The organism is Vibrio sp. FE10 (assembly GCF_030297155.1).
GTDB classification, from domain to species: Bacteria; Pseudomonadota; Gammaproteobacteria; order Enterobacterales; family Vibrionaceae; genus Vibrio; species Vibrio apostichopi.
In genome coordinates this window covers 2874357-2887913 of the sequence record NZ_AP028067.1, presented here as the reverse complement: position 1 = coordinate 2887913, position 13557 = coordinate 2874357, and the positions used below count along the sequence as shown (strand labels likewise).

The window sequence follows — 13557 nt, the reverse complement described above, 5'->3', positions numbered from 1 at the left end:
CGAAAATCACACCATGTAAGGAACTAATTGTATTAAGTTGTTCTAAAACAGTGGCTACTTTTGATAGAGTAGTGAGATTGGCCAAATTAACCCAACTTAGTGACAGCTTCTATATAGCTAGTTGACTAAGAAAGCTGAGAGCGAAAAATGCAGGAATTGCGATTTGTACTCATTATTGTTGGCGCGTTAGCTATCGCCGCATTATTGTTCCATGGTCTATGGACGAGTAAAAAAGAAGGGAAAGCAAAGTTTGGAGATAAGCCGCTTGGTAAGCTTGATAACGATAGCTTAGATGAGTCTGAAACGATCCCAAACCGTTCATTCGCCCCAGAAGATGATTTTGAGATAATCAGAAAAGAGCGTAAAGAGCCGGACTTTGCGGTTTCACCGTCTGCTACGGATCCGCTGATTGACTCTGACCCACTAACAGCACCACAAACGAAAGAAGTTATCGAAGACGACATCGAATTGAATGATCTTCCTTCTTTCAGTGTTAAAGAAGAGCCAGTTCAGATCGAAAGTGAGCCAGAAGAGATCGAAGAAGTCGCCGAACCTGAGGTTCCAAACTTCGAATTGACTGACGAACAAAAAGAAAACCACGCCGGTTTTAAAGAGCAATACGGTTCGTTTGCAGAAAGTACTGATACCGTTACTGAGCCGCTAGCTCCCAACAAAGCACTGACGCCAAGTGAACCGCTTGTTACTCACGTAGACGTTGCTAAAGAAGTCGTTGCTCCACAAAACGCAGCGCCTACTGAAGAAGCTAAGCCAGATGAAGAACTTGGCCTAGACGTTATTGTTCTCAATGTTCACTGTGCTGGAGAAATCCCATTCGTAGGTACTGAACTTTTCCGTAGCATGGAGAATAACGGCTTAACTTATGGTGAGATGTCTATCTACCACTGCTTTGCACAATCTAGCGATGAGCCAAAAGTTATTTTCAGTGTTGCGAACATGATGCAGCCGGGAACGCTAGAACATGATGATCCTGCTGATTTTACAACGAAAGGTATTTCGTTCTTCATGACGCTGCCTTGTTATGGTCAAGCTGATCAGAACTTCAATGTAATGCTAAGTGCAGCTCAGAAGATTGCAGATGATATGGGCGGAAACGTTTTGGACGAGTCACGTAACTTAATGACACCCAATCGCTTGTCTGACTACCGTAAACAAATCAGAGACTTTATGACGGCAGCCAATGCCTAGCCGTCTTGTTTAGCCTTATAAATAATCTATATTTATAGAAAAGGGCTCCTAAGGGAGCCCTTTTTGATATTTCAATCACGACAGAGAATGATATGAAAGAATCGATTCAAGTTACCTTAGAGCAGTTAAGAGAAACTCTGCACTATCATGCCGTTCGTTATTACGTAGAAGATAGCCCCGAGGTTCCTGATGTTGAGTACGATCGATTAATGCAACAGTTGCTAAAAATCGAAGAAGAGAATCCAGAGCTTGTGACGGTGGATTCGCCTAGCCAACGTGTCGGTGGGCAGCCTTTAGATGGGTTTACGCAAGTGGCTCATGAAATCCCAATGCTTTCGCTCGACAATGCATTCTCTGACGATGATTTAGATGCATTTAACAAGCGCATGTCTGATCGAGCGCCAACTGCGAACCTAAAGACCTTCTGTTGTGAGCCTAAGCTTGATGGTTTAGCTGTGAGCCTACTCTATGTAAACGGCACCTTAGTACAGGCAGCGACGCGTGGTGATGGTGCGACGGGCGAAAATATTACTGAAAACGTGCGTACGATCAGCTCGATTCCGCTTAAGTTACAAGGCGAAGGCTGGCCAGAACGTATCGAAGTACGTGGCGAAGTGTTTATGCCAAAAGCGGGCTTCGACAAATTGAATGAGCTGGCATTGAAGAAAGGCGAGAAGGTCTTTGTGAACCCACGTAATGCTGCCGCAGGTAGTCTACGTCAGCTAGATTCTCGTATTACAGCTAAACGTCCCTTGGCTTTCTACGCATACAGTGTCGGTGTTGTAGAGGGCGCTGAGCTTTCAAATAGCCACTATCAACGCTTTCTGCAGTTGAAAGGTTGGGGTTTGCCTATGTGTCCTGAAACTAAGCAGCTAAGCTCGCTTGAGGATGTAAAGGCGTACTACCAAGATATCATGACTCGTCGTGATGCTCTCGCTTATGAAATTGATGGGGTGGTGATTAAGGTTGACGACATTGCCGCACAAGAAACTCTCGGCTTTGTTGCACGAGCACCTCGCTGGGCAATTGCTTATAAGTTCCCAGCTCAAGAAGAGATCACTCTGCTTAACGATGTTGAGTTTCAAGTAGGCCGAACAGGCGCTATTACGCCCGTTGCTAAGCTTGAACCTATCTTTGTCGGTGGTGTGACGGTGAGTAACGCCACGCTACACAATGCCGATGAGATCGCTCGTTTAGGTGTGAAGGTAGGCGATAGCGTGATTATCCGTCGCGCTGGTGACGTTATCCCTCAAATTGTGGCTGTGGTGCTCGATCGTCGTCCCGAGTCGGCAAAAGATATTGTATTCCCGGATGCTTGCCCTGTGTGTAGTTCTGCCGTTGAGCGCGTCGAAGGCGAAGCAGTAGCGCGTTGTACTGGCGGTTTAGTGTGTCAGGCACAGCGTAAAGAAGCGCTTAAGCACTTTGTGTCTAGAAAGGCGTTGGATGTTGATGGCCTTGGCGTAAAAGTGATAGAGCAGCTTGTCGACCGTGAAATGGTAGAAACTCCAGCTGATCTCTTTAAGTTAAGTGCGGGCGTGATTACGGTTCTTGATAGAATGGGGCCTAAATCGGCACAGAATGTAGTGAGTGCGCTTAATAAAGCTAAAGATACGACATTAGCGCGTTTCCTTTATTCTCTAGGGATTCGAGAAGTGGGCGAAGCGACGGCTATGAACTTAGCTCAACACTTTAAGACGCTGGAGTTGGTTCAAGCAGCAACCCATGAACAGTTGGTTGAAGTGTCAGATATTGGTGACATCGTCGCAAGTCACCTCACGAGCTTCTTCTCGCAGGAGAAAAACAGAGCCGTAGTCGAGCAGTTGCTAGAGCTTGGTGTTAACTGGCCTGCAATCGAAGCTGTTGCGGATGACCAAGAGCTACCGTTAGAAGGTAAAGTGGTTGTGTTGACGGGCTCACTGTCTAAATTAGGGCGCAGTGAAGCGAAAGCCGCGTTGCAAGCTTTAGGTGCAAAAGTAACCGGTAGCGTGTCTAAGAAAACGGATATCTTATTCGCGGGTGAAGCGGCTGGTTCTAAACTGACTAAAGCACAAGATTTAGGTATCGAAATAAGAACAGAAGAAGATCTAATTGCACTTATTTCGTAAGTAAACCAAGGTAAAAAAAGCTCAAAAGCACTCCTTTAAAGGGAGTGCTTTTTTTTGTGTCTGCTGCAAATTAGATGTCTTTTTAATTGTTGAGAATTTTGTACCTATACGAACTCTCAAAAAGGGACAGTGATGCCGCTCAACATTAATGAAATACCATTCCAGTTGTATCATAATTGCGAGTCATATCTATTTTTATAAAGTGAATATTTCTTCAAGTTGTTGAATTTATTGGTATTGATTTTGTTTTGGTGAGGATTTTTCTATTTGTCGATCTGGATCACTAAGTACCTACTAAATTTGCACCAACTCATATTTTTTTAGATGAAAATTAAGTTCTCATTGATCTTTTTGAGGGCGAAGTTAGTCTTAATGCCATGGATGCACATGATGTGTATAACCAGAAAGGAAATAGAGAATTCAGAGTTTAGGGTTCTCAAACAAGAAAAGGTATTTCTCTCTACGGCGGCCAACTTTAGGCGGGGAATATTCAAACAGCTATATCCATTTTTAGGAGTTTTATTCCATGGAAAACAAATTTTTTAAAGTATCTGCGATTACTGCAGCAATGGTAGGTGCACTTTCTGCTGCTCCAGCTATGGCTGAAGATCCAATCGGCCCTGAGTATTCTGGTGAAGTATCTGAGTTCTTCTCTGAATCTACAATTAGCGGCAACCTCAACTTCATGATGCGTGCTCGTGATCGCGGTAATGTCGATGCGAATGGTAACAACACGAAGAAGACCACTAACTTGGATCATGGTTCTGTCTTTGCTAATTTAGGCTTTAACTCTGGTTATGTAGGTGGTGTTGCGGGTGCCGATGTTGTTATCTATTCAACATTTGATATGTGGAACAATGGTGGTCCAGACCATGAGATGAACTTCTGGGGTGTTGATAACCCGTATGATAAGAACCCTTCTGATAGCGGCTGTTCAGGTACTTGGGATTCTGACTGTACTGATAACGGCGTTTCGTTTGCTACAGCAAATGCTAAATTCAAGTTTGGTGATAGCGTTACAGCGAAACTTGGTTATTTCCAACCATCAGTACCAAGCTCTCTAGGTGTTAACTGGTCTTTTGCTCCTGGTACTTACATGGGTGGTGAAGTTGGAGCAACGTTTGGTGATTTATCTTTAGGTTTGGTTGTTGCTGACGAGTACAAAGCTCCTTGGTTCAAAGAAACGTATGAATTCCAAACTACAAATGGCGAAGATGCGGGTACTCTATACTCAATAGGTGGTCGTTATGCTATGCAAAATGGTATCTCAGTTGATGTTGGTTACGGTGCATTGACAGACGGCGATCGTAAGAACTTCCACGTTAAGGTTAAGGGTACCACAGAAGGTGGTTTATACTGGTCTCCACAACTTTATGTAGTTGATGATGACGAGCAGTATGATAGCACTGCGTTCCAAGCAGCGATGTTAACGGCGTTTTCTTCAGGTCAATACTCTTACCGTGCTGAAGCTACATATACCGCAGCAGAATCAGTTGACTCAGCACTAGCTGGTAATATGGCTTACCGTCTGACTAGTCAGTATGGTGGTTCAAATGGTGCTTACGATATCTGGTGGAATAACCGTTCTGACTTTAACCATGATGGTGAAATTGCTTTCTTCCTATCAGCAGCTCGTGACTTCTCTGATATTGGTGGTAAAGGCTTTAGTGCTGGTGTGAACGGCGCATACGGTTTCGGCTCAGAAGCTCAGGGGTACGATGATCTAACTGAGTACTCATATAGCTTCTTTGCAAACTATGCAATTCAAGCGGGTGCCTTGAAAGACGCAAACGTTAGTTTCTACTACACTAACTACTACAATGATACAGATGCACCAAGCTGGGCTGGTTACACGAACCTATTCCAAGATGAAGAAGACTTTAAACTTATGTTAACAATTCCTTTTTCTGTAAAGTAAGTTGATGACATGGTAACTGAAGCTGGGCTAGTGCCCAGCTTTTTTCGTTATGAGGTAATTATATGAAACGTTTTTTTTATGTCGCGCTTTTGTCTTTTGGGTTGTCAGCTTGTTCATCGTCACCTCAAACAGCATCTGAATTCTGGTACGGACAAGGTGAGCGCTTTGGAGCCAACGGTCATGTGGTAGATAATGACGCGTTGGTTGATATTAAAAAGAAAGTACCGTTTGACGAGTCTTCTTATCAAGAGGGATATGCAAAAGGAAAACTAGAATATTGTGACCCGTTCAGAGCTTTTGAAAAAGGAATACAAGGGACAAGGTATGATGGTCAATGTATCGGAATGCCCCAAGAAGTTATGACGAAAGCTGAGTGGCAAAGAGGATGGGATGCGTTCATCGGAGCTGATTTTTACCGAGTTAGGTAGGTTGAGGTATTTTTCCCTCGACCTACCAAATGAAGCTTTATTGATGAGAACCACCATAAGCTTTGCACAACTCGCGGGGGAGTTGCTTGACTGCCCCGTCACTAAATGTGCAAGCGACACCAGCGCCAAATACTTTACCTGCACTATTATTTGCCATGGAGATTGGTGTGGCAAAAATGAAAATTGAAGCTATCACTATAGTTATAAATTTCATGTTTGATATCCTTTCTTACTTACCAAAAATATAAACCGCACGCAAATGGCATGCTTAATAACCAAGTATGATCATGCTTTATGAAAGATCAAAGTAATATAAAAATTTTCTATTAAAAATAACAGGCACGTATTTTAATAATTCAATCAGTAACTTATTGATAATTGGTGTTTGACTTTGTAGAAAAAACTAAGCTATTTACATAATTTGCCGTAAAATCGTCATAAACAGCAGACTTTATTTTCGGTCATTATATTGGTTTTAATGTTTTTGTTTAAATGACATAAATCTATAGGTATTTGAAGATAAGTTATATGCTCCGAAGTGATCTCTATTCGATATTTATTTGAGTAATATTATGAACATAAGCGAAGTTGCAAGCCTCATCCAACTATCACCAAAGTCTATTCGTTTGTATGAAGATAAAGGGGTGATATCCCCGCCATTACGCTCTGAAAATGGCTACAGAACCTATGGGGCTAAGCAGATTAAAGAGCTTGGGATCGTTGCGAAGGCGAGAAGTGCTGGATTTTCGCTTGATGAGTGTCGTGCGCTCGTTGAATTAGCTGATAACCCATGCCGTGAAAGTGCCGATGTTAAAGCAAAAGCACAAAGTAAACTAAACGAAGTGAACAAAAAAATCGAAGATCTATTGGTAATTCAAAAGACTTTAATAGAGTGGGTTGAACAATGTCCCGGTGACTCAAATAGCCATTGTCCAATTATCGACTCGCTTGTAGAGAAAAAGCCATAAGTGTTTTTACTTATGGCTTGGAAGCTCATCTGGATTATTCTTTAGTTGGGCTGATTGTTAGAACAATACCATCGACAGCAGTAATCACGACTTCCTCTCCTGCATCAATATCATGCGTACTAATCGCAGACCAAGAACTGTCTCCTAGGTTTATTCTACAGTTACCTTTTTGTACTGGTTCTAAAAGGCGAGTGGTTCTTCCGATTAGTTGCTTTTCTCTCTGATTCAGTTCCCGACCCGCATCGGAATGCTTGTCATTGGACAGCTGTCTTCTCCACCACAACCAAGTGGTGATGAGCGAGAAGCTGGCGAATGATAGCCATTGCATCTGCCAACCCAGCGGTAATGCACCCAAAAGAGCCCCGACGAGCATGGCGGATATACCAATCCAAAGAAAGTAGCCAGCCGTTCCGATAAGCTCAAGAGCCAATAGTGCTAGACCAAACGCCAACCAATGCCAGTGGTTTACTTGTTCTAGTAATTCGACCATAACTTAGTCCTTACTGCCTTTGTCATTGCTTTGTGCAAACATCTCGGCGATGCCTGCGACTGAGCCCATTAGCCCTGTCGCCTCTAACGGTAACATAATGATCTTACCGTTTTCTGCTTGGCCAATTGATTTCAGAGCATCAGTATAGCCTTGTGCGATGAAGTAGTTGACGGCTTGCATGTCGCCTTGAGCAATCGCGTTTGATACCATCTCTGTCGCTTTAGCTTCTGCTTCTGCTGCACGTTCACGAGCTTCGGCTTGCAGGATTGCTGCTTGCTTTTGGCCTTCCGCTTTTAAGATTTCTGATTGCTTATGACCTTCGGCTTTTAGGATCTCAGCTTGCCTTACACCCTCAGCCTCTAAGATATCAGCACGCTTGTTACGTTCAGCTTTCATTTGTGCATTCATCGCTGCGGTTAGATCCGCTGGTGGCTGCACGTCTTTGATCTCGATTCGGGGTGAGTTATTAGGATTGACGCATCACGGTGAGTTATAGTAGTTTGACAGTCCTTGATTGACAGGGATACTTAGCCATGACAACCGCAGGCCGCATCACATACATAGACAGAATTCCTTTTGCTTCCGGCTCAATTATAACCGAAAAGCCAGACTTCGTTGGTCGCAGCCAAACCGTCACCGAATGCCCCGTTGACGGACGCGAGTCTTACTACATTCACTCCGAATCCAAGCGCCCTAAGGTCACTCGTTTCGATGATACCGTATATAACTTCCCGGTGCTGTGGGAAGACGATGGTATTACTCCTTGGCATGATGGTAATCAATTTCTATGGTCGTTACTGTTTAACAAAACCGACGCCACCTTTAAGCAGCTAAATCATAAAGCCAAGCAGCTGATGGAGTACAAGCTATTTACTGAAGCTAATTATGGGTATGATCTGCTCGACTTTAAATCACTGCGTCCAGCCCACCGCGTTTCCTATGCCTACTTTTATCACCTTCTGAAAAGAGGGATCAGCGCAGGCAACCTGAACCAGCACACTGCCACCGTTTACCAATTTTATGAGTGGCTGCACGAGCAACCGCATATTGAGCTTGATTTAACTCGTGTAGACAAAACCCATAGGGCATTTATCAAATTCGAGACCAACTGGGGCAAGGTAATGTCGAAAGAGGTCAAGGTACGCTCCCAGACGGTTGTTACGCCACAAGCATCAAGTGTCCGTCAGGGCTTCGTCAGGGATGAGGGGGAGGATCTAAGGCCCCTGTATGATGATGAGTTTGACTTGCTGCGCGCTATACTGGGGACAACGCAGTTTACCGCGACTGAGCGACTGATATACCAAGTAGCGCTGGATACGGGAGCGCGTAAACAGACTGTGCTGACCTTGCGCAAGAAGCATGTAGACAAGTTAATGCAGGGGAAGCCGGATGAGTATGGCACAGTGCGATTGAATTGCTCATCTGCTATCGGCATTGACACCAAGGGTGGCCGAGTCCTCGCTATTCATTTTCCTCGTGAGCTTATCGAGCGGCTCCACATTTACCTCAATAGCGCGGATTATATGAAAAAGGTTGCAAAGTTCAAGGCAGCGAGAAATCCGAGGTCTGAAGACCTTCAAGAAGAAAACAATGAAATGCCGGACGATGATATTTACGTTTTTCTGTCGAATCAAGGCAACCCGTTATATATGGCAAAAGATGATCCGCTATACCGGAAGTTGAAGACACCGCCGGAGGGTAATTACCTCCAGACCGTTACCCGGAAAATAAAGGCGGCAGAGCCTAAACACTTTCCTTCGGATTACACCTTCCATTGGACTCGGGCAACATACGCATATCGCTTTTACAAATTTCTTACGCCTCTGGTGGACAGTGGGCAACTGGGTATGAGTGATGCTATAGTTCTGATCCAGAGACGCCTCGGACATAAGCTGCGCGAGACCACCGAGCACTACCTTCAGTTGTTTAAGATGACCAACCTTCGCCTCGAAGCACAGGAGCGTTACGAAGAGCGCTTATTTGACAGTGTGCAGATTAACGAGGAGGTCGCGTAATGCCCCTTGCTTTGCGTAATGTCTCCATCGAACCACAAGATCCAGAGTTTGTCGGCTTGGAACGCATTCATCCAGAGAATGTAATGGTGAAGCTGGCTACCATTGAAAATCCGCGAGATATCGGCTCTCTCGCATATTCAAGGCGCGAGCTTGGGACACGCGAAAAAGAAACATGGTCTAAGGGACTTAAGGTTGATAAAGGCAGCCTGATAGTGTCTCGTCGTCCCTTTATTCTTAACTTCCTCGATTATATCCACTCGACCAAGGACACCGACAACACTATCCGTGGGTTGCATTATGAGTTTAACCGGGCTCTGCGCTGGTTTGACGAGAATGGCCATGAAGAAGTGCTCAGCTCTGTCAAAGCTGCGACTGCGGCATACTGGGCGTATACTGAACATCTCAGGGACGGGTTACTTAATAAGTTGGTGACAGCACACGCTGCGTTTCGAGACCAGCAGGCTGCCCGAATACTATTTAAATACGCCTTCCCCGAGGATTACCGCTTCATTAATGCTTCCATCTCTAGAGTAAAGAAACCACCATCAGGCACAGAGGCCCCAAGAACCAAGAAGGTTGAAGAAGCTATGGATGTGTTTCTGACCACCTTTGAGACTATCGCCGACTGCATCATTAACCACAAACCGTACCCGTGGGAAATCACATATAAGGCTTTCACGGCGTATGCATTTCCGATTAAGGTTCGCCCGTTTCTGACGCCTTATCAATCCGACGAAAATAATGGTAACCGAGGTTCAATACCATATCCCTTTGATTACGAGACGGGGAAGATATTCGATTACAAGACGATTAAGGAGAGTCTGCCTAGGTATTATCCACCAAGAGAGTACAGGGTAGTCATGGATAACCTTGCGCAAGCAAACAGCGATAAGTACCATGCTGCGCGCTGGTCGATGGCGACGCTTGCAATGCGCTGCTACATACAGCTATTCAACTTCTCGGTCGCTGCAAATACGTCAACTCTCCTGACTATTCCTTGGGATTCCCATTATCAGCTGCGCAAGGAGAAATTTAATAATAACTTTGGAAGCGTGAAGCTTCGCGCAAAAGGTAAGCTGGTAATCTACCCATTAGGTCGAAGGGGCATAACCCTGTTCAAAAAGTTTCTGAAACTACGGGATCATATATTGGACGGTCAGGAGTGCGAGTGGCTGTTTTTCAGCAAGCGTTATCCTCACAGCCAACCAAAGCAATTAACCGAAAGGTTCTACACAGTGCACTGGAAAAAATTTCGAGGCTCCATATTGCCGGGGGACTTTAAGACCCTGACTACGGGCGAAATGCGCCTGTGGAAAACTAACGATATGAAAAAGGCGGACGAAGATGATGTTGTAGTGGCAGATAGCTTGCAGCACGGAGAGGGAACGTCAAATAAAATCTATAGCAAGGGCACAGCGGAAGACCAAGAGAGTGAGTTAGGTAAATACTGGGCGTCGGTAAAAAGTGTGCGTATTAAAGTAAAAGATCTGCAATCAGCGTATAAGGACGTCGAGATTGCAGCCGGTCACTGTGTAGAATATAACCACCCTGTTGCAGGCGACGAAACCCCTCCGATTCAGCCAGATTGCAATCGGGGTCAGGGGTGCCTGTTTTGTGTTAATTATGCCTGCCATGCTGACGAAACAGACGTGCGCAAGCTATTAAGCCTGCTGTTTGTTGCACAGATGATGCGCGAGTACCTACCCGATTATAAGCGGGCGGATGAGGTGTATCAGGCGCTAGAGCTTCGCATCAAGGGGGTGATTGTAAGGTTACGAAGATTATCCTGCGAAATCAACGATATGATTGACAGGATAAAGGAAGAGATCTTCGAATACGGGGAACTGTCAACGTATTGGGAGTTAAAGGTTCGCCGACTAGAAAGGGTAATGGGGTTGCAATGAGCACAGATGAAATACTGAAATTCAAACTATCCTTGGAAGGCATACCATCGGCTTTAATGCCTGACGAGTATTCGAGTAGCGACGGTATAGACAACCTGAATGACTTGGTATTGTGTCGGGACGCTGAGGGCGAGCCTCATGCCGTTTACCATCAGGTAAAGTGGAGCTTCATTCCGTATGATCCGGTAAATAAGCCTGTGATTAACTTCGACATGTTGGTGGGGCGCAAAGCTCTTGATGAGGAGCAGAAACAAGCGCTAGCGGGCTGGATTGCTGAGACGAAGTATATCTTATTCCTGTTGATGTACTATCGTCAAACTGGGCACACAGGGCGCATGACCATAGGCACCCTCTACTTGTATTATCGCTTGTTGTCTCACATGAGCTGCTTCTGTCTGAAAATGATCTCCGACAATCCATTTGTGACGTCACTTTCACTAAGAGATGTGTTTAGCTCAAAGATGTGGATCGCCAAATATCTCATGCAACCAGATATACCTGAATGGCGTATCAGATTACTTCGAGGCTTGTTGTCCCACCTTGAAACAATCGGTGAAAATAAGACCGGCATTGGGATCCCCAAGGGCTTTCGCGAAGATATTGAGGTTGACAGTGAAGAAAAAACAGTAAACCAGCACCCCCCGATACCGCCGGATATATATGTCGCTCTATTGAATCGCTTCGATGATTCTATGGACTTGATTGAGCCTCATATAAAGAAGCTTGAAAAGTTTATAGCTCGCTTTTCTGATCCGTTTTATGGGCGTACAGAGGAAACTCAGGAAAGGCATTCGCGAGACATATTAGATTTTCATTACCGCCCGACATTCCCAGAGGCTCTCAGCAAATACCGCTTAGTTGGTTTCGCCAAAACATTCGACATCAATAGTGTCAGGGATTTAACTATGTGGTTACACAAGGTGCAGGCGCTGTTAAAAATGACTATTCACATCTACACTGGTATGCGCGACAAGGAGGCTCTGCGCATCGAGTATAACTGTGTTGAGCAAGAGGAGATCACGTCCGAAAGAAAGGGTGATGACGGCGTAGTCGTTGAGGCGCGAATGATTGACGTGATCAGTACCACGACCAAATTCACTGGCTATCGAAAGGTTTCTCGCTGGCTATTACCTGAAGAGGCGCTAAGGGCAGTTACAATCGTTAAGGGAATAGCCCGTGGATTATCTGCTGTTTGTGGCGTGAATTATTCAGAGCAGAAAATCTTCATCAGCCCGACAGTAATTACCCACTCGGCACAGCGTGGGCAGGTGGCATACCCTAACCTTAGAAAGCGTCATATAAGTCACTGGATATCCGACATCACTATTACCGACAAGGACCTGTCTCTTCTCTCGGCGATTGATGGTTCTCGCGACTGGATGGATGATCCTATGTTTGGCGTGGGAGAGATATGGCCATTGACTTCCCACCAAGGCCGACGTTCACTTGCAATGTACGGCTCAAACTCTGGGTTGGTTAAATTACCCACCCTGCGGCGACAGTATCATCATGTGTGTGCAGGGATGTCGCGCTACTACACGAACGGCTTTGACAAAATAACTCAGGTGTTCGGGGTATATGATGAAGATACTGGAGAGTATGTGCTTCCGGATCACCACATTATTCACGAAGTGCAAACCGGTATTCATGTGGCTAAGGCGGGTCAATTAATGAACGAATTAATCCTTGGCGATGAAAGTTTATTTGGTAAGCGCGGAGGTTATATTGAACGATTGCGTGCTGACACGCCGGATGACGAGGTATTTATCATCGAAGTCAGAGCCGAAACCGAGAGAAAAGTAGCGGCGGGTGAAATGACGTACCGGGAGAACTTGGTGGGTGGCTGCGTCGGGCTGACCCCCTGTGACGATTATGTATTGGGAGACGTCAGTGCTGGGCACTGCTTAACTTGCCCTGACTCCAGTACGAAAATGTCAAAGGTGGAAGCGCTGATTGTGGAAATCAAACAAGATATGAAAAAGTTTGAAAAAGACAGTGGCGAATATAAGAGTCTGGCAGCGGAGCTGAGAACGCTGGAGGATTATCGTGAGTACAAAATTAACCGTAGGGAGACCTTCAATGGCGGGTAAAGGCTTAGATCGTTGTGAAGAAGCGTTAGAGCGCCTGATTAAAGGGCAGCCAAATAACCAGAAGTTTCTCGGTGTTCCGATCACCAATTCGATTGTGTCGCAGGAAGCTGGATTTGATTCTGGCTATATCAAACCGAAGCGTCACCCTGAGTTAGTTGAGAAGATCCAGCAGGCACGACGCAAACAAGATGCCGGGCATAACACCGTCGCCAAACGCAAGTTCGACAGCATGAAGAAAAAGGCTATCGAATCCGAAGGCTCGTATGCTGACTGCAAAGCCAAGCTTGACGCAGCGCTGGAGCGCGAAGTAAGACTTATCGATTATGCCCGTAAGTTAGAGGCTCAACTGGCGGAGCTGACAGGCAAAGCCATAAAAAGCGAAATTTGATATGTCAAAGCCACCTCTTCAACGGCGGCCAGCCAATAAAGGGGG

12 protein-coding genes and 1 pseudogene are annotated in these 13557 nt (G+C 45.3%); 10 read left to right on the top strand and 3 right to left on the bottom strand.

The annotated features are described in order from the left end of the window. Positions 1-147 precede the first annotated feature (147 nt). The 5 genes from zipA to QUF19_RS12800 all read left to right on the top strand — a co-directional run bounded on the left by zipA (position 148) and on the right by QUF19_RS12800 (position 5657). Positions 148-1206 carry a cell division protein ZipA gene (gene zipA / locus QUF19_RS12820; protein ID WP_286294363.1) on the top strand — a complete coding sequence of 353 codons (1059 nt, stop codon included), beginning with the start codon at positions 148-150 and terminating at the stop codon, positions 1204-1206. Between the two features lie 92 nt (positions 1207-1298). Further along, the gene (gene ligA, locus QUF19_RS12815) at positions 1299-3311 is read left to right on the top strand and encodes an NAD-dependent DNA ligase LigA (RefSeq protein ID WP_286294361.1); all 2013 of its coding nucleotides are present in this window, start codon (positions 1299-1301) and stop codon (positions 3309-3311) included. 390 nt (positions 3312-3701) lie between these two features. Next, positions 3702-3857, top strand: a complete 156-nt coding sequence (locus tag QUF19_RS12810; RefSeq protein WP_004734257.1) for a hypothetical protein — start codon at positions 3702-3704, stop codon at positions 3855-3857. Next, on the top strand, positions 3838-5229 hold the full coding sequence (locus QUF19_RS12805; protein WP_286294360.1) for a multidrug transporter: 1392 nt from the start codon (positions 3838-3840) through the stop codon (positions 5227-5229). The genes QUF19_RS12810 and QUF19_RS12805 overlap by 20 nt, the downstream gene beginning before the upstream one ends. A gap of 62 nt (positions 5230-5291) precedes the next feature. Further along, the gene (locus tag QUF19_RS12800; RefSeq protein WP_286294359.1) at positions 5292-5657 is read left to right on the top strand and encodes a DUF2799 domain-containing protein; all 366 of its coding nucleotides are present in this window, start codon (positions 5292-5294) and stop codon (positions 5655-5657) included. 37 nt (positions 5658-5694) lie between these two features. Here QUF19_RS12800 and QUF19_RS12795 read toward each other — a convergent pair whose 3' ends face one another. Continuing rightward, on the bottom strand, positions 5695-5871 hold the full coding sequence (locus tag QUF19_RS12795) for a hypothetical protein (protein WP_286294356.1): 177 nt from the start codon (positions 5869-5871) through the stop codon (positions 5695-5697). A gap of 358 nt (positions 5872-6229) precedes the next feature. Between QUF19_RS12795 and cueR the strand changes: the two genes are divergently transcribed. Beyond that, on the top strand, positions 6230-6625 hold the full coding sequence (gene cueR, locus QUF19_RS12790; RefSeq protein WP_102515687.1) for a Cu(I)-responsive transcriptional regulator: 396 nt from the start codon (positions 6230-6232) through the stop codon (positions 6623-6625). Between the two features lie 34 nt (positions 6626-6659). On the opposite strand, the gene QUF19_RS12785 is transcribed toward cueR, so the two are convergent. Then, positions 6660-7115, bottom strand: coding sequence for an NfeD family protein (locus QUF19_RS12785; protein ID WP_102515686.1), 456 nt, complete (start codon positions 7113-7115; stop codon positions 6660-6662). Positions 7116-7118: 3 nt separating this feature from the next. After that, a pseudogene (locus tag QUF19_RS12780) lies at positions 7119-7571 on the bottom strand (SPFH domain-containing protein); the annotation flags it as partial. A 77-nt stretch (positions 7572-7648) separates the two neighbouring features. On the opposite strand from QUF19_RS12780, the gene QUF19_RS12775 reads away from it, so the two are divergent. Genes QUF19_RS12775 through QUF19_RS12760 form a run of 4 tightly spaced genes read left to right on the top strand, consistent with a single transcriptional unit; the run spans position 7649 to position 13512 of the window. Then, positions 7649-9130 carry a tyrosine-type recombinase/integrase gene (locus tag QUF19_RS12775; protein ID WP_286294350.1) on the top strand — a complete coding sequence of 494 codons (1482 nt, stop codon included), beginning with the start codon at positions 7649-7651 and terminating at the stop codon, positions 9128-9130. Further along, a complete protein-coding gene (locus QUF19_RS12770) occupies positions 9130-11034 on the top strand; it encodes a hypothetical protein (protein WP_286294347.1) in 1905 nt (634 codons plus the stop codon). The genes QUF19_RS12775 and QUF19_RS12770 overlap by 1 nt, the downstream gene beginning before the upstream one ends. Next, positions 11031-13124, top strand: coding sequence for a hypothetical protein (locus tag QUF19_RS12765; RefSeq protein ID WP_286294346.1), 2094 nt, complete (start codon positions 11031-11033; stop codon positions 13122-13124). Before QUF19_RS12770 ends, QUF19_RS12765 begins: the two co-directional genes overlap by 4 nt. Then, positions 13114-13512 (top strand): hypothetical protein, encoded by a 399-nt coding sequence (locus QUF19_RS12760; protein WP_065612604.1) that lies wholly within the window; start codon positions 13114-13116, stop codon positions 13510-13512. The genes QUF19_RS12765 and QUF19_RS12760 overlap by 11 nt, the downstream gene beginning before the upstream one ends. Positions 13513-13557 lie beyond the last annotated feature (45 nt).

Bases quoted from the DNA above. Each gene is read 5' to 3' on its own strand.
- zipA (WP_286294363.1), top strand. From the start codon at position 148: ATGCAGGAATTGCGATTTGTACTCATTATTGTTGGCGCGTTAGCTATC.
- ligA (WP_286294361.1), top strand. From the start codon at position 1,299: ATGAAAGAATCGATTCAAGTTACCTTAGAGCAGTTAAGAGAAACTCTG.
- QUF19_RS12810 (WP_004734257.1), top strand. From the start codon at position 3,702: ATGTGTATAACCAGAAAGGAAATAGAGAATTCAGAGTTTAGGGTTCTC.
- QUF19_RS12805 (WP_286294360.1), top strand. From the start codon at position 3,838: ATGGAAAACAAATTTTTTAAAGTATCTGCGATTACTGCAGCAATGGTA.
- QUF19_RS12800 (WP_286294359.1), top strand. From the start codon at position 5,292: ATGAAACGTTTTTTTTATGTCGCGCTTTTGTCTTTTGGGTTGTCAGCT.
- QUF19_RS12795 (WP_286294356.1), bottom strand. From the start codon at position 5,871: ATGAAATTTATAACTATAGTGATAGCTTCAATTTTCATTTTTGCCACA.
- cueR (WP_102515687.1), top strand. From the start codon at position 6,230: ATGAACATAAGCGAAGTTGCAAGCCTCATCCAACTATCACCAAAGTCT.
- QUF19_RS12785 (WP_102515686.1), bottom strand. From the start codon at position 7,115: ATGGTCGAATTACTAGAACAAGTAAACCACTGGCATTGGTTGGCGTTT.
- QUF19_RS12775 (WP_286294350.1), top strand. From the start codon at position 7,649: ATGACAACCGCAGGCCGCATCACATACATAGACAGAATTCCTTTTGCT.
- QUF19_RS12770 (WP_286294347.1), top strand. From the start codon at position 9,130: ATGCCCCTTGCTTTGCGTAATGTCTCCATCGAACCACAAGATCCAGAG.
- QUF19_RS12765 (WP_286294346.1), top strand. From the start codon at position 11,031: ATGAGCACAGATGAAATACTGAAATTCAAACTATCCTTGGAAGGCATA.
- QUF19_RS12760 (WP_065612604.1), top strand. From the start codon at position 13,114: ATGGCGGGTAAAGGCTTAGATCGTTGTGAAGAAGCGTTAGAGCGCCTG.